A 23,348-nucleotide genomic window follows, 5' to 3' on the forward strand; every position below is an offset into this window, starting at 1 on the left:
ATTCTGATTGTGCTTTATTGGAAAATGTGTGTGCAACAGGTCTGTTAGTTTATTGGTATGCAAAGATGGTGGTTCAAGGTGCCGCGCTTATGATCGAAGTGTTGTGCCGTGACCTGTTGCCGTTCTGATATGCTTGTTTGATTGCATTCCTGATGTATATCGGATCTGTCTGCTTTAATTCGGCTCCCACCTCCCGCAATACATTATGGTCCCCGGGGAAGAATATAATTATTCTGATGGATGCATATATCTATTCCAATAATCTCTATAGTGATACTGAGGAGGGAGAAAAGGGAGTTGTCCGGAAATGGGTCAGAGCTGGAGAAGGCAGAGATCAATAAGGCCCTGTGCCCAGATAATGGCCGTTTCCCTGTTGCGGTAATCTCCTGGTTTTGCACCGGTGATCTTCATTACCGCCTTGTCTTTGAATGAAAGCTGTTCTTCTGATATCTTACCCGCAAAATATCCGATATCCCTGAGTTCAATATGTTCCCGCACCTGATCGAACGCAGCAGATGCGGCCTGCTTTTTTTCCGGCGAAATGTCAAGGAGCGAGTATCCTGAGAGAAAGCCAATCACGGGTATTTCATGCAGCATATTCTTGTGAAGGCTGACAAATGACACGAGTTCCGGAAGTACTTTGCCATAGTAAATCGGGCTCCCGATTATTACCGCACTATAGCCGGTAATGTCAAAAACGTCTTTTACGTTTTTTACATCTGTGTCACGACCCTGTTTTTGAAGACCTTCTGCGATTGCAGTGGCAATTCCTTCTGTTGCGCCGTATTTGGTGGCGTATATGACAAGTATCCGATTGTTCATGGTATTTTCTCTTCCGGTGTCTGTCAACTGTTCTCTTGTAGGTTAAAGGAAAGGCGTCTGAAGATATGAAATGTATATCGTTTCTCTTTAAGAAACCTCGCCTTTTATGTGCTGTCGTCGCATTTAGGGGTTAAGCTCAAGGATGGCCGATGCAACTTCCTGTGCCCAGACCCGGATCGCTTCATGATCCCTGAAGTCTCCGACCGGAGGACGTACCATGCCGGCAATCTGTGCATCTGCCTCTGAAAGATCGGTTGGACTGAAAGCACCGGCAAATCCTGTTTTCATTGCCGGTCTCACGTATTCATACATTTCATCGATTGCAGCAATCAAAGGTGAAATATCTGTGCTCCCGGGAGGGCAGCATGAGATTCCGTCAACAAATATAGCCAGCCATTTATCCATGAGATATGGCCGGTACTGCTTGCAGAATTCCCGTGCCTCAACAAGCATTTTACCCATATACACCGGGCTTCCGAGAATTACTGCGTCATAGGCATCAATCCTGCCTGTCTCCAGCACACTGATGAGATCACTCTCTATGCCTTTTTCTCCCAGAACGTCCTGAATTTCTTCCGCTATCTCTTTTGTTGTTCCGTATTTTGTGGCATATGCAATGAGTACGCGTGGGCCTGTCATATAATCCCATGTATGGATTCCCGTGCATTAATCCTTATTGAAAGAAACCGGCGATACATCTTACATATGGTACGCCGTAAGGAAGATAATAGTGAGGAAATGCAATGAGAAATAATGGCTGCATCTCGATTGCTCTGTGCATCTGTCTATTCTGCTGGTCTTTGATACTGGTCTCTCCTGTATCATCTGCAGTGATTGGGGAGACTGTTCACCTCTCCGGCATGGGAGATGGGTATGATGAGATGTATCTCTTCCTGACCGGTCCTAATCTTGCACCTGGCGGTGTCAGGCTGGACAGCATTACAACGCCGGTTGTCTCCGGGAATGCCGCTTCTTTCACCCGTGCTTCTGTCAGAAGTGGTGTGTGGGATTATGAATGGGATACCGGCAGGACAGGTGGGACACTGGACCCCGGCACATATCTGGTCTGGGCACTCCCTCAGCCCCTGGACCGGTATGACCGTGGCCGCACATCATATGCAACGAAAAGTGTCCGGCTGACATATCCGGTCCTGACAGCAGATATTTCAGCAACCACTGCCAGTGACGGTGCAGAAAAAGTGGATGAAATGACTGCAGAAGCACATGCTGCCGTTCCCGGCGGCATATCTGTTGGAGATGGGGCGTTTCCCGATGTCCGTGATGGATCTGAAGAGGCGCAAACAGTATCTGAGGACACAATGCCTCTGCCCACGACTGCCGGGTCTTTTTTATATCCGGAGTTGCGTGCCGGAGGTATTGGTGTGTTCTTCCTGATCTGCGTATGGCGAAAGAAAAACAGAAGATACAAGTGAGATATCTAGTCGCCGTTCTTTTTGAGTTTGACACCATTCACTTCGCAGGAAGCGCCGCACCCGTTTGTTGTTCCGACATCAATGATACGGTATGCATCTGCGAGAACGGCTGCCTGCGCAAGTGACCCTGCAATAAGAACCACTTCAAGGATTTCATCCTTTGTCGCACCTTTTTTCAGTGCAGAATGCATGTGGTATTCAACACAGTGGTTGCAGTTCAGTGCTGCTCCGACAGCGATACTAATCAGTTCAATCATCTTTGGATCGATAGATGATGTCTCGAAAATTGCATCCTTATACATCAGGTGCGAAAGAAGAACTTCGGGTTTTTTGGCCATCTTCTGATAAATAAGGGGAACATTACCAAATTCCTCTTTTATTCCCTCCAGCCAGTCTGTTGATGCTGTCTTTGGTCCGCGTTTCAGAATTTCCTGAAGTGTCTCTTCAAAATCCACGGTATGTGCCATTAATGTATCAACAGAAGTTTGTCAGAAAAAAGGGATATAATTACGTATTTTAGACGATAATTTTCGTCTCTGAGAACGGTCTGATGTGAATCAGGATATAATCCCGCATACGGGATGGAAGAATGCGGGTAATGTCGCCAATCCTGACGCCGTTTTCAATCTCTATTGCTGCAATTGCGTCTGCATACGTGTCATACGGCAGTTTAACACGCAGTGCGCGTATCTGAACGGTTATTGGTGTCGGATGGGTAGACCGCTCGGTAATTTCCATTGCATCATCCAGCACGGTCATCAGACGTGCAGGATTTACCGACAGCGGATCTTTTGCCACCTCTTCCCGCTTCCGGGAAAGAACCGTGGATACCTCGTCAACCAGTGCATCAAGACGGTCGATTTCCCCTTCCTGCCGTTTCATCCGGTGGCCGATTCTCCCGATACCTCCGACATATCCATCAACTGGAGGGTCGATGATCCGCTGCAGGGCCTCTGTAGACGGCCTTCCGGTAAGAATGATGGGCACCGTAATACCCCTGCGCAGAGCAGGCATCTTGTACTCAATGCAGGATTCAAAGTTCCCGAGCATAAATACCGCACAGTCGTGCTCATTGATAATGTCCCGCTCTTCAATATTGAGGTTTGCAATGCGTTTGCCAAAGCCGCGTGCAAGCCCGATCATATTGGTCTTCGCCCCGGCGCTTCTGAGATACTCTGCCACGTCACATGAGGTGTGGGGCAAGTGGTGTATCTCAAGGCTGGGGCTGACGACGGCAATCTCGGTACCGACAAGGGGGGCCTCAATTACGATCCCAGCCAGAGGACGACTTATTGTTCGTATCAGTTCGATGTCATCCTTTGGCACAAGGGACTGAAGGACAACTTCCTGGGCAATCATATGTTTCTGGACAATATATCCCCCGAGATCGTCGATCAGGTCAATAACGATGTCATGGCGGTATACTCCTCCTTTGTATGTAATAGGGACAAGGACGGTCATGCATTTACTCCGATACGGGCAAATTTCTCTTTCAGAAGTGCCTCAATCTCCTCTTGATCCAGCGTGTTTTCACTTGCCACATAACTGAAGATTCCTTCACCTATCGACTGGCGCCTGACTTTGAACCCTTCCGGCGCAATCCACTGCAATGCATAGATGATATCATGGAACATTCCTTCACTGGGGTCCACAACCACCATGTCCTCAATCTCCCGTGGGTTCAGACCCGGCACAAGAATATTAACGGTAAACCGGTCCGGCTGAGTGATGAGGTCCCTTCCGTACCGGTCCCAGAGGATGGAAAGCATCGGTGAAAGGTACGTCTCAGTACCGATATCCAGCACCACCCCGGTCTCCGTTCCAAGGGCGCTTGCAAAATCACGAATATGCACCAGCCCCGGCATCTGCTTTATGACCCCGACTGCAAGGAACAGCGGTATCTCCGGATCAATATAGATGTGAAGCCTTCCGATGGACTGATTCAGGTTGAGATCTGAGAGAATATTGTCCGCAATCTGGCTGTATGTCTCTGCACCTGCCTGCTCGACACACTCCACCTCAAAATACTCAAGACCTTTCATGGCAGTCACTTCTCCTCAATAAACCCGGATGCAAGGAGGGCCGACCCGACAGCCCCGATATACTGTGAATGGTGCGGGACAAGGATGTTGGTCTGAAGCAGCTCTCCCATCTCATGAACCAGCCCCTCAATGAGTGATGTGCCGCCGACCATGATGACCGGCTCTTTAATATCGACTTCCTGAAGCTGCTGCTCAAAGACCTGTTCTGCCACACTCCGGCATGCTGCTGCGGCCACATCTTCTTTCGAATTGCCTTCAGCCAGTGCATTCACAAGACTCTGGGTGCCAAAGACGATACAGTAACTGTTCATGGGCACGGTCTTTGAGATCCCTTTCATTGCAATCTGGCCCAGATCAGTGATGTCGACGCCGATTCGTTTGGCCGTCATCTCCAGGAACCGTCCGGACGCACCGGCACAGATGCCGCCCATGGTGAACGTGCCGGGGATGCCGTCCTGGACGGAAATCGCCTTGTTGTCCATTCCACCGATGTCGATCACCGTTGCCTCACCGCGCTGCCGGTCAGCCAGATATACCGCACCTTTCGAATTGACCGTCAGCTCTTCCTGAATGAGGTCGGCTCCCAGTTTTTTCCCGATGAGATACCTGCCGTATCCGGTGGTGCCAAGAGCTTCAATATCCGCCATTTCAAGGCCGGCCTCCTTCAGGGCGGCTTCAATGACCCCATTGGCACTATCCATCACTTCTGTGGTGGGCATCCAGCCGGTGCCGATGATCTTATTATCCTGCATAATGACTGCTTTTGTTGTTGCCGACCCCGAATCGATGCCCATCGTTGTTCCTGTCTGCACCTCGCGGGCGAGAAGTGCTCTCCTTCGTGCGATGGTGGTGAGTGCCTCCATCCGGGTGAGGAGTGTCCCTGAGGTAGTCCGTTCGGTAAAGGAATAACTCACAACCGGGAGATCAGAGTGTTCATGGATATAGCGCCGCAGTTCATTCCGGACGATAGCTGCCTCCGCACAGCGGAAACAGGTGGCAATAAAGACTGCATCAGCCTCTACTTTTCCCTCAACCAGGGCCATCGCACGGGCGATGGCGAGTTTCAAATCCCCGGAGCGGGCTTCAAGACCGAATGCATCATAGGACCGGCGGATGTCGGCGAGTGTCACATCCGGGAAGAACATCTCGGCATTGACTGCCGCAGCAGCATCATAGATCTCTTTTTGGACGCCGCTGTGTTCGGGCCCGCAGGAGAGCTGTGCAACACGGACCGGCTGCTCACTCATCGCTCTCACCTTCAAGTCCTGTGAGGAACTCTTTGATCTGGGTTACAAATGCGACTCCTTCATCATCCGTTTGCGGATATTTGATGTCGAGTACAGGCATCCCTTTTCGCTGGCGCACCATGAACATCACCAGTTCATTTGTGCGGGCGCATCCCATGCACCCGAATGAGAGGTCTGCATCATTGATGATTATCGCAGCATCAGCCTCTTCAATCATCGGCCCGTAGAGGGACATTCTCCCCCTGACGCCGCAGGGCACCTCAACCGCGGCGTATTTCAGGCCCTTCTTCGGGTCTTCCGGTGTCATCTGCAGGGGAGGTGAGTCCAGGCTTGCAGTCTGGATTCGTTCCCGGATTCCGGTCGCTGCCCCCAGTGCCTCATGGCCCCATCTCTCAACCATATCTGAGAGCACAAGGCTCGTTGCAGGGAAAATAAACACTTTTGCCATTCTGTTATGCCTCCTCGTTTTTGATGATCTCAACTAATCTGTTCAGGGGTACCTTTCCTTCATCCAGTTTCTTCTTCCCTAATCGCTTCACCGGTGGTGTGTTCTTCTCCAGTTCCTCAAGGCCATGTGAGATGAACCGTAAGAGTCCGTTCTCAAATTCATGGCCGTAATATCCCGGCCGTGCGCCGCCCAGGTTTGCACGGCACCGGCGTGGATCACCGGGAGGAAACCCACGGTCTTTGACAAAGATATGGGCCGGATCAACCGTACGCAGCTCAGTGATAAGTTTCTTCACTTTTTCAGGATCACCTGTCACCTGCAGTCCGAAACAGGTCTCTTTGATCATCAGCCCGTCTGAGATTTCATATGCACGTATGGCAAGTGTTTGTGGTGTGACGTCAGGTGAATCAATGAAGACGTACTTGGTAATTGTGCCCACATATGTGGGAATATATTCCTTTGTGCTCATCGTGTCACCTCTCTGATATAGACGATGCTTCCTTCCTTCAGGGCGGGCAGTTTCTCCGGTTCACAGACACGCCCGATGATATTTGTCCCTTCAAAGGGTTCTGATGTGGGGCCGAATTCACTGTTTTCCGTTGTTCTGCAGCCGATGAGACCCGCGCTCTTTCGGGAGTCGTTGGTGATGGCAAGCATATTTGCAGGCACGCTTCCTTCCGGTGTATTTTCTTTATTGATATTCGTACCTTTTTTAATTCGCGGCTGGAAAAGTGATACGTCCTCAAAATGCATGATCAGTGGCATTTCACCGATTTCATGCCACCTGAGGCCGGTTACCGAACGGAATATGTAGCAGCTCAGTGGTGCTTTGTCGTCAAAGAGTTCAACCGAGATGACCTGAGTGGCCGGAATTGTGGTAACAGAGACCTCATTTCCTGCAAGAACTTCCAGAGTGGTTTCCGGTGCCTGTGAAATGACAATCCGTTCACCGGTTTCATCATCGGTATTCAGGGTGATGCCCCGGTTTTCTGCAACCGCTTTCGCATCCGAGAGGGCCATGCCACGGATGTCAAACTGTCCCGGTTCCACGGTAAAGAGAAAGGTCTCGCCGTGGCCCGCGATATGTGCCAGTTCGATGCCGTGCTCCACACTGCCGACGGCCGTATGATTCGGGCTTCCGGCTATGTCATCCGTATAGATGAATACTGAACCCCGGTTTCTTCCGCTGACCCGCGTTGTTATCGTACCTTCAAACCGGGAGTGCGGCTCCCCTTCGTAGAATACCTCACTCTCACGCATACGATCATCACGGACGTGGGTGCTTGCATCCAGTGAAACATGGTATCGGCCGGTTCTGTATGTCAGGAGCAGGTGTTCCACACTCTGTGCCCGTGTGGTGTCGATTTCCCCGTTCCGGTATCCTGCAGCACGTGCACGGACGCAGGTGATAATACTCATGCCATCTTCAAGGACAACATCCCGGGCTGTTGTTGTGAAGGCATTTGATGTGTCTGCACTCTGGACGATTCGTTCCATTGACGTAATCGCATCTTTTGGTTTCCATTCCTCCAGCACCGACATTCCTGAGACAATTCTGCCAATGATGCCCCCTCCGCCTGCGGCGCCGTGGTCAGCGATGTGGGGTGCCTTTGAAAAGAGCAGGTATGATTGTCCGGGGTCATATCCCCCACATCCGAGGATCACATCCCCACGGTCATAGCGGTGGGGGGACCGTTCCGGTATATAATTCGTAGGAAACGGGCCAAATGATGCTGCCTGCCGGTCAGCCCATTTTAGTATCATTATCTCTGGATGTGTTCCGGTATCAGGGGCACCCGCAGAGATGATTTTCTGTAAAATAGATGGTATGTCATCGTTCATTTCGATGACTATCTCTCCTGCGGTCGTTGTAACACGAATATTGCGTGTGGCTGCAGATGTGGTGTCCGCCGGGCGGATCACCGCAACACTACACTCAGTGGGATGCCCGGGGATGAGATCCCCGAGCAGTGTTCCTTCCGGTACCTCCAGCCTCTCGCCATCGAGGCGGATCTCTGTCATTGTATAGTACTCCACTTAGACGGTTGTCATAATTTGCCGCTCTTTATCTGAGAGTTCCTGGAGCACCTCAGCAGTCGGTCCGATCTTGACGATCTTTCCGCCTCGCATGAGAATGCACCTGTCACAGATATCGCGTACAAATTCCATGTCGTGGGAGACTACAATAAATGTTTCATCTGTTTCTTCACGGGCCGTCACAATTGAGTGTTTTACATCGATCTTGGTGATTGGGTCCATGGTTCCGGTCGGTTCATCGAGAATGACGATTCTTGGCTCCTTGATAAGAACCTGAGCAAGGGCAACACGGTGCTTTTCACCTTCGGAAAGCTGTCCCGGACGACGGTTGAGAATCCCTTTTGCCTTATCTTCCGTAAATCCGGCCATCTTCAGCGTGATGATTGCCTTGCGCATTGCCAGTTCCTTGGGGAATTCAAGACCGATGGAATCGGTCAGGTTGTCCAGAACGCTCCGGTGAGGATAGAGATCATATTCCTGGTGGAGAAGGCCGATGTATTTTTTCGCCCGGCCACGCTTTTCGATACCGGGCTTGGTCATGTCGATGCATTCATCACCGATGCGGATATTCATTTCCCCGTCTGTCGGTTCGATAATGCCTGCAATCATCTTGGAAAGGGTTGTTTTCCCTGCACCGGATGTTCCGATAATACCGAAGATTTCCCGTTCTGCGACCGTAAATGAGACTCCGTCAACGGCCTTGATCATACCTCTGTCAACTGAGAGATACCGTTTGGAAACATCGCGTGCCCGGAGTATCTGTTCTCCAAGTTGAGTCGCTCTGTAACCACTGTCCTCATGAGCATTTTCCATAAAGGTGCTGATGATCCGGGCAGGCTCACCAATGGCTTTTATCTCGCCTTCTTCCAGCAGCAGTGCACGATTACATGTATCGACAATTACCTCCGGAAAGTGTGAGGATACGACCATTGCCATATTGTTATTGACTGCTGAATTGTGCAGCATCTTATGGACAATGGATGCAATACGGGGGTCAAGCGTTCCTGTCGGTTCATCAGCACAGAGGAGGAATGGATCCTTGGCAAGCTGGCGGGCAAGCACAACACGCTGTTTCTCTCCACCGGAGAGATCACGTGCGATATGCATCATCCGGTGGGACAGTCGCACCTCATCCAGAAGATCTGCAGCACGGTTGACTGCCTTTTCACCCGGATATCCGATATCTGAGAGTGCATGAAGAACATTCTCGATAACGCGGTCATCACCGTACAGCGCAAATGTCCGCTGGAACATGATGGCAGTCCGGACCATAATGCTGCGTTTCTTCTGTTTGTTTTCATCTGCCCATAAATCGATGTCCTCAGCGACCATCTCTCCGCCGCATTTTGCGCATGTGCTGCCCTCTTTGCTTCTAAGGTCAACATATCCGCACTTGCTGCAGGTCGATATATGGTAGATAATTTTGCCCGTTGTTGGAGGCGTATCCACACCACGGATGAGATGCATCAGCACCGTCTTCCCGGCACCGCTTCGTCCGATGATGCCGAGGATCTCACCCTCTGCTAATTGAAAATTGATATTGTTGAGGACGGTATTCCCATCAAACTTCATGGACAGGTCTTCAACTGTTAGTAGAGGCACCATAATTTCCGTTCACAGTATCATTTTGCGGTGGTTTAAAAGTTATTATTCTATCATAATTTTGCGCATAGGTGTAATTAATTATTAGAGATTGTCAATAATATGCACAACTTCATACACGGATGTGATGGTGAAGTCTGCAGCTTTCATCAGGGGTTCAGGTTTTTTTCTGTTCTGCTGGAGTGAAAGAATTGCATAATCCGCCTTTTTCATGGCCCGTAAATCATTAATTCCGTCTCCTACCATCACTACGGTGTCATACTGCCGTTTTAGGTCTTCAACCACCTGTTCTTTAATCGCGGGGGTGGCAACACCATGCGTATTGTCCTGCGGCACGCCGAGGTAGTCGGCCATCTTCATCAGCTTTTTTGTCCGGTCGCCGGAAGCGATGTATGTGGCAATACCCCGTGCCTGCAGGTCATGGATTGTCTCACGCGCACGTGAAAACGGTCGTCCACCTGCCGTAATTACATATTCAATGCCTCCCAGATTGCCATTTAGCATCACTCCCGAGTTGAGTGCAACCACGGCCTCTTTTTTGCATGCAGCCCAGACAGTCCGTATGCACCCCTGCAGGTCGCCTATTGTTGCATGGGTGTCATTGTACAGGAGATCGCGGATATAATCGGCAGTGACCGCCTTGCAGGTGCAGGAGATGCCAAAATCGATGCTGTTCTCACTCAGGTACCCGGAGAGCAGGCGTGTGGGATCCTCATTGATAATCTCGCGTGAATGGAGATAGAGCAGAATCAGTGCGCGTTCTTTGCAGGAGGCGGTAAGTGTAATAGTCTCTACATTCTTATGGACAGTGCCGTTCGTGACATCTTTCAGCACCCGGTATGTATGCAGAAGGGTGCCTGCACTGTCAAAGACAACTGCTGTTGTCATCTCAGTTCACCCGCAAACAGTCGCATTAATACTGATTGGTGTAATTGAAGTAAATGAATACGATGGTTCTCACAAAGACTGCTGATGACATCTCCTCAATGCGGGTACGGGGAGCCGGGCGAATTGCCCGTACGGCTGCCGCCGCCCTTCAGGAGTACGGGGCATCACTTGACTGTAAAACCCTTGCAGCATTCACCGGTGAAATGGAAAAAGCAGCAGAAATTCTCTGCGGAACGCGTCCGACGGCTGTTTCTCTGCCGAATGCTGTCCGGTATGTGATGCAGGGCGTCCGGAGGGCCGCAACGCTTGAAGATGCACAGCGTGCATTAAATGACCGCGCTGCAGAATTTATCCGTGAGTCTTATGCAGCTGTTGAAAAGATTGCAGAAATAGCTGCACGGCAGATTCCTGATGACGCTGTTATTATGACGCACTGCAACTCTGAAGCGGCCATTGCCTGTATTGTCCGTGCCCATCAACAGGGCAAGGTGCGAGAGGTATATGCAACGGAAGTGCGTCCGCGCAATCAGGGATATATTACGATTCAGATGCTCTCCGATGCTGGTATTCCGGTCAACTTTATTGTTGACTCTGCAGCCCGGATGTTTATGCCGAAGGTTGATCTGGTTATCACAGGAACTGATGCAGTCACTGCAAACGGGGCGGTTGTGAACAAAATAGGGACGTCACAGATTGCACTCTGTGCACATGAAGCCCGAAAATCGTTTATCGTTGCTGCTGAGACCTATAAATTTGCACCACGCACGATTCTTGGTGAACGAATACCGATTGAATGGCGTCCGGCAGAGGAAGTGACCGGAAGTGAAAGGAAGCTTCCTGCCCATGTCACGGTGAAAAACCCGGCATTTGACGTAACACCGCCTGCTTATGTGGATCTCATTGTAACAGAGATTGGTGCATTTGCCCCTTCGTATGCCCCGGTTGTCATCCGTGATCACCTGGGGTGGGATATCAGTGAATTCCAAAAAGACTATGCATACAGTCACCATTATGGAGAATGAGAGAGATGGAAGACGTCATTGCGCATTATTATTTCCGTCCTGATGGAAGGACGACACCGCAGGAGGCCGCACAGGCAATTGCGGAGGAAGAAACAACCGGTACCTGGACCTCCCTTACAACCCGACAGGATTATGTGAGGCGTCTTGACGGCATCGTGGAGAGCGTGGAGGAATCCGGCAGAGGATATCTTACTGCTATCCGGTTTCCTGCAGAGATATTTGAACCCGGCAATGTGCCCCAGTATCTCTCTGTTGTGGCAGGCAATCTCTTTGGGCTGGGTAGGCTTGAGGCTGTACGACTGACTGATGTCGAGTTTCCGGAGTCTCTTGTCCGGTTCAACGGTCCGAACTTTGGTATTGAGGGTGTAAGGCACCTTCTGGGAACACGCAACCGGCCCCATGTGGGAACCATCATTAAACCAAAGGTGGGTCTTACTCCTGCTGATACTGCTCTTGTGGCGTACGAAGCAGCATCGGGTGGCGTGGATTTCATCAAGGACGATGAAACGCTTACCAACCAGGCATTCTGTCCGATGACGGAGCGGGTTGAGGCAGTGATGGCACGTCTTGATGAGGCAAAGGATGAAACGGGACGGCAGGTTCTGTATGCCGTCAATGTGTCCGACCGTGCAGACAGGATTGTTGAACGGGCCGAGGAGGCACTTGAACGGGGTGCAAACACGCTTATGGTTGATGTTATCACCTGCGGATATTCGGCACTGCAGGCACTTGCTGAGGAACCGGGTATTTCTGTTCCCATCCATGTGCACCGGACCATGCACGCCGCAATGACCCGAAACCCCGAGCACGGCATTGCGATGCGTCCTCTTGCGCGCCTCGTACGGATGACGGGTGGAGATCAGCTGCACACCGGAACGGTGAGCGGAAAGATGGGTGGAAATGCCGAAGAGCTGATTCAGGATAATCATGCACTGACTGATCCGTGGTATGGGTTCCGGCCGGTATTCCCTGTTTCGAGTGGCGGCCTTCACCCCGGAAAAGTGCATGCAGAGCTCGAAACGCTCGGAACGGAGATCGTACTGCAGGCAGGGGGTGGCATCCACGGCCATCCGGACGGCACTGCAGCAGGTGCCCGTGCGATGCGTCAGGCGGTGGACGCGTTCCTTGAAGGGGTATCAGCAGCTGAATATGCAACCGATCACGTTGAACTTGAGCGTGCCCTGAATCTCTGGGGCACATCATAACCTTTTTTCAGGATTATTGATCGATGGGAATTTTATCCCCGACGACATACAGGATGGGATATGCTTTTCAATGTGCCCGTGCTGTAGCTTCCCCTGCATCAGGTATTGCGGCGCTGCGATAAGATGAGAATGTCAGGAGAGATATCATGGAAATTCCGTTTGTCAAATTAGAGGGTAATGGTAATGATTTTGTGCTTATCGATGAGATGGACGGGCCGGTAATCCCCGATGAAATGAAGGGAGAATTTGCCCGTTTATACTGCGACAGGCGCTTTGGCATCGGTGCGGATGGAGTTCTTTTTGTATCCCCCTCTGATTCCTGTGACGTACGGATGCGCCTTTTCCAGCCGGATACGAGTGAAGCTGAGATGTGTGGAAATGGCATTCGATGCCTCGCCAAATATGTATATGATTCTGAATACACGGGGGGAGAGTGCACGGTTGAAACACAGGCCGGGGTGATGCCGGTCACCATGTCTTACAGTGATGAGGGTGAATTTACCGCCACGATTGACATGGGTCCTGCAAAATTTATGTCAGCCGATATTCCTGCCGCAGGAGAGGGGGAATTCAGGATGGAGTATGATGGGTTTACCGTCTATGCTGCCAATACGGGTGTTCCGCATGCGGTTGTCTTTGTTGATGATGTGGAAGCGGTCAATGTCAATGAAGTGGCACCCGGTATCCGTTCAAACCCGGTGTTTCCCGAAGGTGCGAATGTAAACTTCGTCCAGTGCGACGGCGAAGACAGCATCACGATACGAACATTTGAACGTGGTGTTGAGGAAGAGACATATTCATGTGGCACCGGTTCAACAGCAGCCGCAGCCGTGGCGCACCATCTCGGAAAGATGCCGGCAACCGTCCATGTCCAGACACGGGGCGGACCTCTGACAATCGTGATGAATGAGACAATTACGATGGAAGGTCCGGCAGTAACGGTTTTTGAGGGAATTATTCCTCTCTGAACCCTTTCTCTTCAATAGCAAATGTTATTTTGGTCCCTTCGGGACGGGAGCGGTGTTTTTCGAGTATTGCATGACGTTTTGTGTCATTTCGTTCAAAACGAACAATAATCTTCGAGATATGGTGCATGTTAGTGCCGCCAAGGCCCCGGAGTCTGTCGGTGTTGATATCGGTAAAAACCTGATTTGTGACGATCACGGGTATATCATACCGGCGTGCATACCCGAGGAGCATGATAAGTTCACGCGCAAGGCGTTTCTGTGCCTCTCCTGAGGGGCCGTTTTCTGTCCGGTACAGTGCCGTTGCTGAATCAAGGACAATTAGGCCAATGTTAGCTCGGTCTGCGAGCAGACGTGCGCATTCTGCGATTGCATGATCCTGTCCGGTAAAGTCTGCGGGTTCAAACAGAATGAGGCGTTCGGCAAGGGACTCTGCATCATCCCCCGCAAGCTGGCAGAAGCGGTCAATGGAGAATCCTTCGGTATCGATGTAGATTACATCTTCTCCATTACGCAGGGTGGCAATCGCCGATGCCATTGCAGCAGTGCTCTTCCCTGCAGCCGGTTCACCGTAAAACTGGATGATGATGCATGTCTCAAGCCCGCCGCCGATGAGATTGTCAAGGCAGGGGATGCCCGTGCTCTTTTTTGTTAGTTTCACCATTATCTGTCTTCACCCCTCAGTTCTTTCCAGCGTTTCTCTTCGGCACGGCGTGTAACATCACGTAACGGCACCTTTGCGGCTTCTGCCGCCTGCCGTGCTATTTCAAACTCGGCCTTGCAGGACACAGGTTCTGTTCCAATCCAGCCGGTTTTAACGGGTATGGAAACCGTTTCGGAGCCCACCACAATTTCAACCGGCTCCATAGTGCGTGTGATGATACTCCGGTGGACAGACGGAATACACCGGACGCCGAGTGTGCCCAGTTCTTCAGACAGTATCCGGATGAGATTCCCTGCCAGTGCATGAGAACAGATAACCCGAATCAGAGTGCCGGGGCGTCCTTTCTTCATGATCAGAGGTATTGCAGATGCGTCCCGTGCACCGGCATCCATCAGCCGCCCGAGGGTATAGGCAATGACTTCTGCTGTTGTGTCATCCACATTTGTCTCAAGGATATCAATAGTGTCTGCTTCTCTTGTTTCTCGTTCGTTCTCTGGTTCGGGTTCACAGACTGAAGCCCGCAATACATTTGGCATGTGTGAAGGATTGCGTGTACCTGCTCCATATCCCACAGCTGTGACATGCACGGTGTCGGTGGTTATTTCATGGGTGCCTGCTGCCATGAATTCTGCAAGAAGTGCTGCCCCTGTTGGAGTGCAGAGTTCACGTTCTTCATTGGTATACCGGATGAGAAGGTGCCCTTTTCTGAGGATGGCAAGGGTGGCGGGGGCCGGGAGCGGGTAGATGCCATGGGCACTTTTTATTGTTCCCGTCCCGACTGCTACGGCTGTCGTCCTGACCGCATCGGGTGAGAGGGAGTGAAATGCTGTGCATGCACCAACAACATCTGCGATGGCATCGTCAGCGCCAACTTCGTGGAAATGGGTATGAGCACCGTGTATCTCTTCTTCCGCATCCCTGATGCGGGTAAATACCCTGACAGCCATCTCCTTCACTGAGTCAGGAGCATCGGTATCAGAAACAATGTCACATACCTCATGGAATGTCCGTGATGCAGGCCCCGCATGTGTCTCGATCTGAAGTGCCCGGATGCCGCATCTTTCCACCACGATATAGGTGGGAGGAGCGACGACCGATGCCATTGCACGGGTGACTGCATCCCTGTCAGCGCCGCATTCAAGCAGCGCACTTGTCACCATATCGCCTGCTGCGCCGGAAAATGGGTCAAAACAGAGCACTCTCATAGATACAGTACTTATACCCCGAGAGGGTATATGAAGGTAGGTGACCATTGGCCATGTTACTGAATGTTGAGAGTGCATATCCTGAGGACCGGGGTCTTGGGCGATGCCGACTGGACCCTGCAACGATGAACGCCCTCAGACTTGTCCCGGGGGATCTTGTCTGGCTTACCGGGTCACGCAGGACAGTGGCAAAAGTATGGAGGATGCTTGCTGATGACTGGGACCAGGGGAAAGTAAAGATAGATAACTTCACCCGTTCGAATGCCGGTGTAAGCAGCGGGGACAAAATTGAGGTGGAGAAGGTGGAGACAGAGACCGACGCTTCCCGCGTCATTCTCGCACCACCCGAAGATCTCTCTAATCAGCCCCCCATTAATTTCAACCAGGCGATGCTGCGACTGCTTGGCTATCCTGTTGCAAAAGGGGATACTGTCCCGGTGCTTGCCGGTCTTCCGTTTATGCAGCAGCAGCTTATCCCCTTCAGGCTCGTGACGGTTGAACCGGAGGATGCCGTCATCATTACCAAGGATACTATTATCGAATTCTCAGAGAAACCGGCATCCGGTTTTGACGGATTCCGCGAAATCAGTTATGAGGATGTCGGAGGCCTGAAAAATGAGCTGAAGAATGTCCGGGAGACTATCGAACTGCCCATGCGCCACCCGGAACTGTTCCGGAAACTCGGCATTGAACCCCCAAAAGGGGTGCTCCTGTACGGTCCTCCCGGCACGGGAAAAACCCTGATTGCACGGGCTGTTGCAAATGAGAGCGGGGCACATTTCATCTCAATCGCAGGTCCTGAAGTTCTTTCAAAATATTATGGTGAAACTGAACAGCGTCTCCGGGAGATCTTTGAAGAGGCTGAGTCCAATGCACCTTCTGTTATCTTCATCGACGAACTGGATTCAATTGCTCCACGTCGTGAGGATGTGACGGGTGAAGTTGAACGCCGGATGGTTGCTCAGCTCCTTACCATGATGGACGGTCTGGAGGAGCGGGGGCAGGTGCTCGTTATTGGAGCGACAAACCGTCTTGACGCTATTGACCCGGCACTTCGGCGGCCGGGAAGGTTTGATCGGGAAATTGAGATTGGTGTTCCCGATGAAACCGGACGCCTTGAGATCCTGAAAATTCATACGCATGGCATGCCCCTTGAAGGAGAAGTAACCAGGATTCTGATGGAGGAGGCTCTTGATGAAATTCCTGATGAATATCGTGAAGAGGCAGAGAAACGGTATGAACTTGCGGTTGAAGAGATTGAGAGTCAGCGGGCACGTCTGCTTCAGGATCTCTCTTCGCGTAGCAACGGATTTGTTGGTGCGGATCTGCAGTCGCTTGCAAGAGAGGCGGCAATGCGTGCACTCCGGCGGTATCTTCCGGAAATTGATCTGGAAAAGGATGAGATTTCTCCAGAGCTCCTGAAGAAGATGGAGGTGACCTCCCGTGACTTTGCTGATGCGCTCCGGGAAGTGAATCCCAGCGCAATGCGGGAAGTGCTTATTGAAGTGCCGCATGTGACCTGGGATGACATCGGAGGTGCGGAACGCGAGATTGAGGAGGTGCGTGAAGCGGTTGAATATCCACTGACCCGTCCGGAACGGTTCCTGAACTTAGGCATTGATCCCCCGAACGGAGTGCTCCTTTATGGGCCGCCCGGCACAGGAAAGACGCTCATCGCAAAGGCTGTGGCACATGAAAGCGGAGCAAATTTCATCCCGGTTCGTGGGCCGCAGCTGCTTTCCAAGTGGGTCGGTGAGAGTGAACGTGCGGTCCGGGAGATTTTCCGGAGGGCACGCCAGGTGGCTCCTTCGATTATATTTTTTGATGAACTGGATGCCATTGCACCTGCACGCTCCGGTCAGGACAGCCATGTGATTGAGAGTGTCGTCAATCAGATTCTGACAGAATTTGACGGGCTGGAGGATATGACAGGGGTTGTGGTGATGGGGGCGACCAACAGGCCGGATATCATCGACCCTGCCCTCATGCGTGCCGGCAGATTTGACCGTCTTGTCGCAGTCCATGAACCGGATGCAAAGGGGCGTCTGCAGATACTTTCCATCCATTCCCGGGGGATTCCTATCGAGAATTCATCGGTGGAGGTGTTGGTAAATGGAACCGCATCCTACGATGAAGGTGGTATTGAGGTGCTCTTCAGCACTGCTGTCGAAGCATACCGAAAGGAGACCGATACAAGGGTGTTGCTGACTGCAGATGAGATCCTTGCAACGGAAATTGCCGAGATCAATGTCAGTGATGAAATCCTTTCACCCGGAAGACGGCGACGTGCCGTTGCCCGCCTTATAGAAGAGCACAACATTAAACTAGAAGACCCGGAACGCGAAGCGCTTCTCCGCGAAATTGCAGGGAAGGCAGAGAATTATGTGGGTTCTGATTTAGACCTGCTCTGCCGTGAGGCTGCCATGTTTGCAATGCGGGATAATGCTGCGGCAGTGGGGATGCAGCACTTTGAGAAGGCACTTCTGAAGGTTCGCCCGATGATGAATGAGCGCGTGCGTGAACAGTACGACCGTATCCAGCAGTATTTCAAGGGTGGGCTTCCCCAGCAGATGCAGGTGCATCTGCCTGAATATCAATGATGAAACCTGATAACTGACCATTCGATGAAACGGAGTCTGAAACATCCGTTTCATCCTGTTTTTAAAAACAGAATGGTTATTCTTTGATGTATACAATAATACGCTGTAGATCATCTGAGGTTTTTGTGAATGCCAAACTGTACCACATTTCTTGATGTCAATGCCCGTCTGGGAGACAAACCGGCCCTCATCCACCCGGTTTCGGGGACCGAATACACATTTCGTGACCTCCTGAAACGGGTTTGCCGACTATCATCCTGTCTTATCGGCCGTGGAATTGTTGCGGGAGACCGGGTCGGGATTTACCTTCCCCCTTCACCTGAGTATCTCTTCTGGTATTTTGCAATCTGGCGGATGGGCGGTGTGGCAGTCCCGCTCAATAATGTCCTCCGGCCAGAGGAGGTCGCCTTATTGCTGGATGATTCCGGGGCGGCATGTATTGTGACTGATTTAAAAGGGAGTGCAGAGATTGAAACACACGTCCTTTCCGGCAGAATTTCAGCTGATGTGATCACAACAGGTATTCCATCGTTTGAGGAGGAATGTCTCTCTGTACCGTTCATTGCCCGGGCCCGTAACTGCAGGTCAGATGATCTCTGTCAGCTTCAGTATACATCAGGCACCACAGGAAAACAGAAGGGGGCGATGCTCACCCATGGAAACTGGATGGCAGCGATGGACAATGAACGTGAAGTACTCGGGTATTGCGAAGATGATGTATATCTGGGGATATATCCGATGGCCCATGTCGGGGTTTCCTGGGGTATTTCAGCGCTGCGTGCCGGTGCCACCTGGGTGATTATGGACCGTTTCTCTCTTGATGAGTATATTCGGCTCACTGAGTCATATCAGGCCACAGTCATAGCCGGTATGCCGCCTGTTATCCATTCTCTTCTTCGGACCCCTCCGGGAACAGAGGAGCGGATGCGGTCAGCACGGGAGATGATCAGCGGAGGGGGCCCCCTCCACCCCAGCATATGGAAGGAGTTTTTTTCACGGTTCGAAATACCGATTGTCAATGCATACGGCCTTTCCGAAACCATCGTTGTCGGTACAGGGACTGCTATCCGGCCGGAGGACTATGAGTATGCAGATGAATTCAGAAGTGTTGGCATGCCGATTGGATTTACTGAAGTGAAAATTGTCAATACAGATGACCCGTCGGTTGAGTGTGGAACCGGGGAGATAGGCGAAATTGCACTGCGGGGGCCTGCGGTTGCATCAGGATACTGGGGGATGGAAGAAGAGACACAGGCGGTTTTTCTTCCGGACGGGTGGTTTCTAACGGGAGATATCGGGTATCTATCAGAAGACGGGATGCTTGCTATCACAGACCGCAAGAAGGACATGATTGTGATGTCCGGGTGGAAAATATATCCGACTGAGGTGGAAAAGGTGCTTATTAACCATCCGGCGATAGACGATGTGGCAGTCTTCGGGGTGCCGGATATTCACCGTGGCGAGATCCCCTATGCAGCTGTGGCGCTTCTCCCCGGTGCATCTCTCACGCTGTCAGACCTGCAGGAATATGCCCGTGAGCATCTGGCCGGGTATAAAGTGCCGCGTGAGATGGTTATTGTTGATGAGCTTCCCCGGGTTGGAGGATGGAAACTGCTGCGTCGGGAACTTCGTGAAACATATGGCCCTGAATAAAAATGGCCTGAATAACATTCACATCTTCATAATTACAGGGAAATAGCCTGAAAAAGGCAGATTAACTTAAGGAATGATTTAAATAATTATGAATCTCTACATTTTCGCAAATGCCTGTGGATATTGAAGAGGTTGAAATCACTGGTCAGAAAAAGATATCAACAGGTATCATTGGTCTGGATTATCAACTGGGGGGGGGATTTCCGGCGGGTTCGATTATTGTCATTCAGGGATCCGCTATTTCGGGAATTGAAAAGATTGCCGAACAGTTCTGGAAAGCAGATGAAGAAACGACCGGCGGTGATGACAGCTGGTATCTGATCTCAGACAGCAGTCCGTCTGTTGGCATGACGCCGGTGACGCCGGATGAGATGGGGGATGCCCTGTCAGAGATGCCCGGAAAACGGTACGTGGTTGATTCACTTTCGAGTGTTATCCATAATGGGGGCGTTGATGCCGCAATTTCACTGATCAGGAATTATGGGGGAATGATTACCCAGGATGGGGGGACGATACTGTTTCTGCTATATGACAATGTCCACTCAGCGGAAGATGAGATTTCTGTCATACGGTATGCCGATGTCTATATTCACCTCATCGAAGAGCGTCATGGAAATGAGATTGAACGAAAAATGGAGATTGCAAAAATCAAAAATGCAAATGTGCCAAACCGACTTTTCCCGTACAATATCACGAATGAGGGAATTGATCTGTCAACAACAGCACGTGTAGTCTGAATGAAAATTTATGTGAGTTCTTCTCTGCACTGTCGTGCAGCAAGAACCAGATGTTCCAGTTTTTTATACGCCCCTTCACGGGAATGCATCCGCAGGCCGCAGTCAGGGTCCAGAAGCATATTTTCAGCGCCAAAGACTTCAATTCCTTTTGTGATGCGCTCTGCAATTACAGAAACACTCTCGACTTCTCTGTCTGCTGAGTCCACACATCCGAATCCGATCTTCTTTCCTTTCAGGTCTGAGCGGGAAAGGACATCCAGATTGTCCGGGTTGTTTGCGAATTCAAAGTCCAGTATATCAACCGGAAACCGGAGTATCTCATCGATACATCCCCTGATATTTCCGCAGACATGCATGCAGGACGGGACATTCAGTTTTCCGGTGATGATATTCACCGCATCGTGTGCGACCGTCAGATCAGCCGCACCGGTGGAAAGAATAGGTTCATCCAGCTGGAGAATGGCGACACCCGCATCTGCCAGATACCGTGCCTCCTGCGCCAGTGCGAGGGCCATGTCAGGGATCAGTTCGCTCCGGTCCCGGTAAACCGGTGTCCTGATCGCAAGCCCATGGGCAAGGGTCGTCGGTCCGGTGAGAATCCCCTTCACTGCAGGATGCCGTGAAAGGGCATATTTCACTCCGGGAAGCGTGATCGGCTTTCCTGCCGGATGAATCTGTCCGGTGACATCCTGCCCCTTTACACCCGGCAGGAAGTCTGCAATCAGTGCAATCATGTCCCTGCCGACCTGTCCGTCTGATATTATGTCAATTCCTGCGGAGATCTGGTCGGATACTGCTGTAGTGCGGGCTGGCTTGAGCGGATCGAAGAGGGCCCGGAGGCCTCCTGACCCGACTGCAGGATAACTCCCGACAACGGTGGTCGGGAGTATCAGTTCTGGCATCATGGGGTTACGCGGTGACGGTCACGTGGGAAGAGGACTGCTTCCCTGATATTGGGCAGGTCCAGCATTGTCATGATCAGGCGGTCCATGCCGAGACCCCAGCCTGCATGCGGAGGCATTCCATACCTGAATGGCTGAAGATAGAATGAAAAGCTCTCCGGTGAAAGGCCCTTTGCTGCAATCTGGGTGGTGAGGAGGTCATGTTCATGAATGCGCTGAGCTCCGCTTGAGAGTTCCATTCTCGGGTGCATCAGGTCAAATGCCTTACAGACTGAAGGGTTATCCTCATAGGGCATGGCATAATATGGTTTGATCTCTGTCGGCCAGTCGGTGATGAAGTAGTGTTCTCCCATCTCTTCTCCGATCGCCCGCTCGGCAGCGGTTGAGAGATCATCTCCATAACTGATGTCCTCTTCAATGGAGAGTGCGGCAATGTCAATTGCCTCGGCATAGGATATGCGGGGGAACGGAGTTTTTGGGATCGTAAACTCTTTCCCGAGAGCCTCCAGCGCCGGCCCGCATGACTCTGCGACTGATGTATATGCCCGGACAATCACCCGTTCCAGCAGGTCCATCACATCATGGTGGTCTGCAAAGGATACTTCCACATCGATGGATGTCGCCTCATTGAGATGGCGGGTTGTATTGTGCTCCTCAGCCCGGAATATCGGGGCTATTTCAAAGACCTTTTCAAACCCTGCAGCCATCATCATCTGTTTGTAGAGCTGCGGGCTCTGGTTCAAAAATGCTTCCTTTTCAAAATATGCGAGCGGGAAGAGTTCTGTTCCTCCTTCTGTTGCCGCTGCGACGATCTTGGAAGTGGTGATGTTTGTAAACCCTTCTTCATAGAGGAGATTATTGATCGCGTGGGTAACGGTGCTCCTGATCTGAAAAATTGCAGCAACACGGGGGCGCCGTGCGTCCAGGTAGCGGTTATCGAGGCGTGTGTCAATTTCTGCCGGGACTTTTTCTGACACATCAAGCGGCAGCGGACTCTCCGCGCGTGAGATGATCTCGAAGTTCTCAGGAATAAGTTCACGACCGCCCGGTGCTTTTTCCGTAGCTTTGACGATGCCGGTTACGCGGACAACTGACTCACGTGAAGCCTCTTTCGCGGCAGCAAGAACTGCATCCGATGCCTTCTTTTTCACGATTGTGACCTGAAGGAATCCTGTTCTGTCACGAAGGATATAGAATGCAAGTCCTCCGAGATCACGCACTTCATTAATCCATCCGATAACAACTGCTCGTTCTGTTTCCGGTGTTACATCCTTTATTGGTATTCTCATGGACAAATCTGGTATACTATCTGCGCTTAAAGAGTAAGTTATTTTTCTCTCAGTGCGATCAGGTGCTATTCAGCAATACAAAGATTAATCTGCCCTCTATGAAAGAAATCCATGGATAAAGAGATGTTTTCCACAATTCTTGTTGCAACGGATGGTTCTTCCGAATCTTTAGAAGCAGTACGCGCCGCAGCAGAGGAAGCACTGCGGCATAATGCGGTTCTGCATACGATATGTGTCACAAACCCGGGAGCAGTGCAGTCAATGTTTGTAAGCCCACAGGCAGATGCTATTGATGTGAATTATGAACTGATCACTGAATTTCTGGCTGAAGAGGCAAAGAGAGCACTTGAAGATGCAGAAAAAGAGGCAGGGAGCAAGGGTGTCTCCGTGATACCACATCCGGTATGGGGAGATCCCAGAGAAGAGATCCTCCGTTGCGCAGAAGAGATCGGTGCAGACTGTATTATGGTGGGTTCTACCGGAAAGACGGGTCTTGAGGCACTCCTGCTGGGAAGCGTTAGTTCTGCAGTTGTGACCCATGCACGGACTAATACGATGATTATACGGGGAAAAAGGAAGGACTAACC

General features: G+C 51.2%; 23 protein-coding genes. 8 read left to right on the forward strand and 15 right to left on the reverse strand.

What is annotated here, in order from left to right; genetic code table 11:
* Positions 1-312: 312 nt before the first annotated feature.
* Both L1S32_RS00665 and L1S32_RS00670 read right to left on the reverse strand, forming a co-directional pair.
* On the reverse strand, positions 313-822 hold the full coding sequence (locus L1S32_RS00665; protein ID WP_278155461.1) for a flavodoxin domain-containing protein: 510 nt from the start codon (positions 820-822) through the stop codon (positions 313-315).
* Between the two features lie 123 nt (positions 823-945).
* Positions 946-1,461, reverse strand: coding sequence for a flavodoxin domain-containing protein (locus L1S32_RS00670; RefSeq protein ID WP_278155462.1), 516 nt, complete (start codon positions 1,459-1,461; stop codon positions 946-948).
* A 104-nt stretch (positions 1,462-1,565) separates the two neighbouring features.
* Between L1S32_RS00670 and L1S32_RS00675 the strand changes: the two genes are divergently transcribed.
* A complete protein-coding gene (locus L1S32_RS00675) occupies positions 1,566-2,255 on the forward strand; it encodes a hypothetical protein (RefSeq protein WP_278155463.1) in 690 nt (229 codons plus the stop codon).
* Between the two features lie 5 nt (positions 2,256-2,260).
* On the opposite strand, the gene L1S32_RS00680 is transcribed toward L1S32_RS00675, so the two are convergent.
* The 9 genes from L1S32_RS00680 to L1S32_RS00720 all read right to left on the reverse strand — a co-directional run bounded on the left by L1S32_RS00680 (position 2,261) and on the right by L1S32_RS00720 (position 10,519).
* Positions 2,261-2,722, reverse strand: a complete 462-nt coding sequence (locus L1S32_RS00680; RefSeq protein WP_278155464.1) for a carboxymuconolactone decarboxylase family protein — start codon at positions 2,720-2,722, stop codon at positions 2,261-2,263.
* A gap of 49 nt (positions 2,723-2,771) precedes the next feature.
* The gene (locus tag L1S32_RS00685) at positions 2,772-3,716 is read right to left on the reverse strand and encodes a methanogenesis marker 7 protein (protein WP_278155465.1); all 945 of its coding nucleotides are present in this window, start codon (positions 3,714-3,716) and stop codon (positions 2,772-2,774) included.
* On the reverse strand, positions 3,713-4,297 hold the full coding sequence (locus L1S32_RS00690; protein ID WP_278155466.1) for a methanogenesis marker 17 protein: 585 nt from the start codon (positions 4,295-4,297) through the stop codon (positions 3,713-3,715). Before L1S32_RS00690 ends, L1S32_RS00685 begins: the two co-directional genes overlap by 4 nt.
* A 5-nt stretch (positions 4,298-4,302) precedes the next feature.
* A complete protein-coding gene (locus L1S32_RS00695) occupies positions 4,303-5,544 on the reverse strand; it encodes a methanogenesis marker 15 protein (protein WP_278155467.1) in 1,242 nt (413 codons plus the stop codon).
* Positions 5,537-5,992, reverse strand: coding sequence for a methanogenesis marker 5 protein (locus L1S32_RS00700; protein ID WP_278155468.1), 456 nt, complete (start codon positions 5,990-5,992; stop codon positions 5,537-5,539). Before L1S32_RS00700 ends, L1S32_RS00695 begins: the two co-directional genes overlap by 8 nt.
* A gap of 4 nt (positions 5,993-5,996) precedes the next feature.
* The gene (locus L1S32_RS00705; RefSeq protein ID WP_278155469.1) at positions 5,997-6,461 is read right to left on the reverse strand and encodes a methanogenesis marker 6 protein; all 465 of its coding nucleotides are present in this window, start codon (positions 6,459-6,461) and stop codon (positions 5,997-5,999) included.
* Complete coding sequence (locus tag L1S32_RS00710) at positions 6,458-8,014, reverse strand: methanogenesis marker 3 protein (RefSeq protein ID WP_278155470.1); 1,557 nt, start codon at positions 8,012-8,014, stop codon at positions 6,458-6,460. Before L1S32_RS00710 ends, L1S32_RS00705 begins: the two co-directional genes overlap by 4 nt.
* A gap of 15 nt (positions 8,015-8,029) precedes the next feature.
* On the reverse strand, positions 8,030-9,634 hold the full coding sequence (gene atwA / locus L1S32_RS00715) for a methyl coenzyme M reductase system, component A2 (RefSeq protein WP_278155471.1): 1,605 nt from the start codon (positions 9,632-9,634) through the stop codon (positions 8,030-8,032).
* Between the two features lie 81 nt (positions 9,635-9,715).
* Positions 9,716-10,519, reverse strand: coding sequence for an HAD family hydrolase (locus L1S32_RS00720; protein WP_278155472.1), 804 nt, complete (start codon positions 10,517-10,519; stop codon positions 9,716-9,718).
* Between the two features lie 62 nt (positions 10,520-10,581).
* On the opposite strand from L1S32_RS00720, the gene L1S32_RS00725 reads away from it, so the two are divergent.
* The 3 genes from L1S32_RS00725 (at position 10,582) to dapF (ending at position 13,714) form a co-directional block, all read left to right on the forward strand.
* Positions 10,582-11,541 carry a ribose 1,5-bisphosphate isomerase gene (locus tag L1S32_RS00725; RefSeq protein WP_278157100.1) on the forward strand — a complete coding sequence of 320 codons (960 nt, stop codon included), beginning with the start codon at positions 10,582-10,584 and terminating at the stop codon, positions 11,539-11,541.
* 5 nt (positions 11,542-11,546) lie between these two features.
* Positions 11,547-12,746: a RuBisCO large subunit C-terminal-like domain-containing protein gene (locus L1S32_RS00730; protein ID WP_278155473.1), complete on the forward strand. Its 1,200-nt coding sequence runs from the start codon at positions 11,547-11,549 to the stop codon at positions 12,744-12,746.
* A 146-nt stretch (positions 12,747-12,892) separates the two neighbouring features.
* The gene (gene dapF / locus L1S32_RS00735; RefSeq protein ID WP_278155474.1) at positions 12,893-13,714 is read left to right on the forward strand and encodes a diaminopimelate epimerase; all 822 of its coding nucleotides are present in this window, start codon (positions 12,893-12,895) and stop codon (positions 13,712-13,714) included.
* Here the strand turns inward: dapF and radB are convergent.
* Together radB and larC are read right to left on the reverse strand one after the other, a co-directional pair.
* The gene (gene radB / locus L1S32_RS00740) at positions 13,701-14,375 is read right to left on the reverse strand and encodes a DNA repair and recombination protein RadB (RefSeq protein WP_278155475.1); all 675 of its coding nucleotides are present in this window, start codon (positions 14,373-14,375) and stop codon (positions 13,701-13,703) included. The genes dapF and radB overlap by 14 nt on opposite strands.
* Positions 14,375-15,580, reverse strand: a complete 1,206-nt coding sequence (gene larC, locus L1S32_RS00745) for a nickel pincer cofactor biosynthesis protein LarC (RefSeq protein ID WP_278155476.1) — start codon at positions 15,578-15,580, stop codon at positions 14,375-14,377. The genes radB and larC overlap by 1 nt, the downstream gene beginning before the upstream one ends.
* Positions 15,581-15,633: 53 nt before the next feature.
* On the opposite strand from larC, the gene L1S32_RS00750 reads away from it, so the two are divergent.
* From L1S32_RS00750 to L1S32_RS00760, 3 genes are all read left to right on the forward strand, one after another.
* On the forward strand, positions 15,634-18,180 hold the full coding sequence (locus L1S32_RS00750; protein WP_278155477.1) for a CDC48 family AAA ATPase: 2,547 nt from the start codon (positions 15,634-15,636) through the stop codon (positions 18,178-18,180).
* A gap of 129 nt (positions 18,181-18,309) precedes the next feature.
* Entirely contained in the window at positions 18,310-19,833 is a 1,524-nt protein-coding gene (locus tag L1S32_RS00755; RefSeq protein ID WP_278155478.1) for an AMP-binding protein, read from the forward strand.
* A gap of 116 nt (positions 19,834-19,949) precedes the next feature.
* On the forward strand, positions 19,950-20,570 hold the full coding sequence (locus tag L1S32_RS00760) for an ATPase domain-containing protein (RefSeq protein WP_278155479.1): 621 nt from the start codon (positions 19,950-19,952) through the stop codon (positions 20,568-20,570).
* A gap of 8 nt (positions 20,571-20,578) precedes the next feature.
* Here L1S32_RS00760 and L1S32_RS00765 read toward each other — a convergent pair whose 3' ends face one another.
* Positions 20,579-21,475 (reverse strand): methionine synthase, encoded by an 897-nt coding sequence (locus L1S32_RS00765; protein ID WP_347403355.1) that lies wholly within the window; start codon positions 21,473-21,475, stop codon positions 20,579-20,581.
* A complete protein-coding gene (gene aspS / locus L1S32_RS00770; RefSeq protein ID WP_278155480.1) occupies positions 21,472-22,761 on the reverse strand; it encodes an aspartate--tRNA(Asn) ligase in 1,290 nt (429 codons plus the stop codon). Before aspS ends, L1S32_RS00765 begins: the two co-directional genes overlap by 4 nt.
* A 111-nt stretch (positions 22,762-22,872) precedes the next feature.
* Between aspS and L1S32_RS00775 the strand changes: the two genes are divergently transcribed.
* Positions 22,873-23,346 carry a universal stress protein gene (locus L1S32_RS00775; RefSeq protein ID WP_278155481.1) on the forward strand — a complete coding sequence of 158 codons (474 nt, stop codon included), beginning with the start codon at positions 22,873-22,875 and terminating at the stop codon, positions 23,344-23,346.
* The last annotated feature ends 2 nt before the right edge of the window (positions 23,347-23,348 follow it).

It is taken from the genome of Methanogenium sp. S4BF (assembly GCF_029633965.1).
In the GTDB taxonomy this organism is placed as follows: Archaea; Halobacteriota; Methanomicrobia; order Methanomicrobiales; family Methanomicrobiaceae; genus Methanogenium.

Coding starts and splice junctions, on each gene's coding strand:
- L1S32_RS00665 (WP_278155461.1), bottom strand. CDS start 822: ATGAACAATCGGATACTTGTCATATACGCCACCAAATACGGCGCAACA.
- L1S32_RS00670 (WP_278155462.1), bottom strand. CDS start 1,461: ATGACAGGCCCACGCGTACTCATTGCATATGCCACAAAATACGGAACA.
- L1S32_RS00675 (WP_278155463.1), top strand. CDS start 1,566: ATGAGAAATAATGGCTGCATCTCGATTGCTCTGTGCATCTGTCTATTC.
- L1S32_RS00680 (WP_278155464.1), bottom strand. CDS start 2,722: ATGGCACATACCGTGGATTTTGAAGAGACACTTCAGGAAATTCTGAAA.
- L1S32_RS00685 (WP_278155465.1), bottom strand. CDS start 3,716: ATGACCGTCCTTGTCCCTATTACATACAAAGGAGGAGTATACCGCCAT.
- L1S32_RS00690 (WP_278155466.1), bottom strand. CDS start 4,297: ATGAAAGGTCTTGAGTATTTTGAGGTGGAGTGTGTCGAGCAGGCAGGT.
- L1S32_RS00695 (WP_278155467.1), bottom strand. CDS start 5,544: ATGAGTGAGCAGCCGGTCCGTGTTGCACAGCTCTCCTGCGGGCCCGAA.
- L1S32_RS00700 (WP_278155468.1), bottom strand. CDS start 5,992: ATGGCAAAAGTGTTTATTTTCCCTGCAACGAGCCTTGTGCTCTCAGAT.
- L1S32_RS00705 (WP_278155469.1), bottom strand. CDS start 6,461: ATGAGCACAAAGGAATATATTCCCACATATGTGGGCACAATTACCAAG.
- L1S32_RS00710 (WP_278155470.1), bottom strand. CDS start 8,014: ATGACAGAGATCCGCCTCGATGGCGAGAGGCTGGAGGTACCGGAAGGA.
- atwA (WP_278155471.1), bottom strand. CDS start 9,634: ATGGTGCCTCTACTAACAGTTGAAGACCTGTCCATGAAGTTTGATGGG.
- L1S32_RS00720 (WP_278155472.1), bottom strand. CDS start 10,519: ATGACAACAGCAGTTGTCTTTGACAGTGCAGGCACCCTTCTGCATACA.
- L1S32_RS00725 (WP_278157100.1), top strand. CDS start 10,582: ATGGTTCTCACAAAGACTGCTGATGACATCTCCTCAATGCGGGTACGG.
- L1S32_RS00730 (WP_278155473.1), top strand. CDS start 11,547: ATGGAAGACGTCATTGCGCATTATTATTTCCGTCCTGATGGAAGGACG.
- dapF (WP_278155474.1), top strand. CDS start 12,893: ATGGAAATTCCGTTTGTCAAATTAGAGGGTAATGGTAATGATTTTGTG.
- radB (WP_278155475.1), bottom strand. CDS start 14,375: ATGGTGAAACTAACAAAAAAGAGCACGGGCATCCCCTGCCTTGACAAT.
- larC (WP_278155476.1), bottom strand. CDS start 15,580: ATGAGAGTGCTCTGTTTTGACCCATTTTCCGGCGCAGCAGGCGATATG.
- L1S32_RS00750 (WP_278155477.1), top strand. CDS start 15,634: ATGTTACTGAATGTTGAGAGTGCATATCCTGAGGACCGGGGTCTTGGG.
- L1S32_RS00755 (WP_278155478.1), top strand. CDS start 18,310: ATGCCAAACTGTACCACATTTCTTGATGTCAATGCCCGTCTGGGAGAC.
- L1S32_RS00765 (WP_347403355.1), bottom strand. CDS start 21,475: ATGATGCCAGAACTGATACTCCCGACCACCGTTGTCGGGAGTTATCCT.
- aspS (WP_278155480.1), bottom strand. CDS start 22,761: ATGAGAATACCAATAAAGGATGTAACACCGGAAACAGAACGAGCAGTT.
- L1S32_RS00775 (WP_278155481.1), top strand. CDS start 22,873: ATGGATAAAGAGATGTTTTCCACAATTCTTGTTGCAACGGATGGTTCT.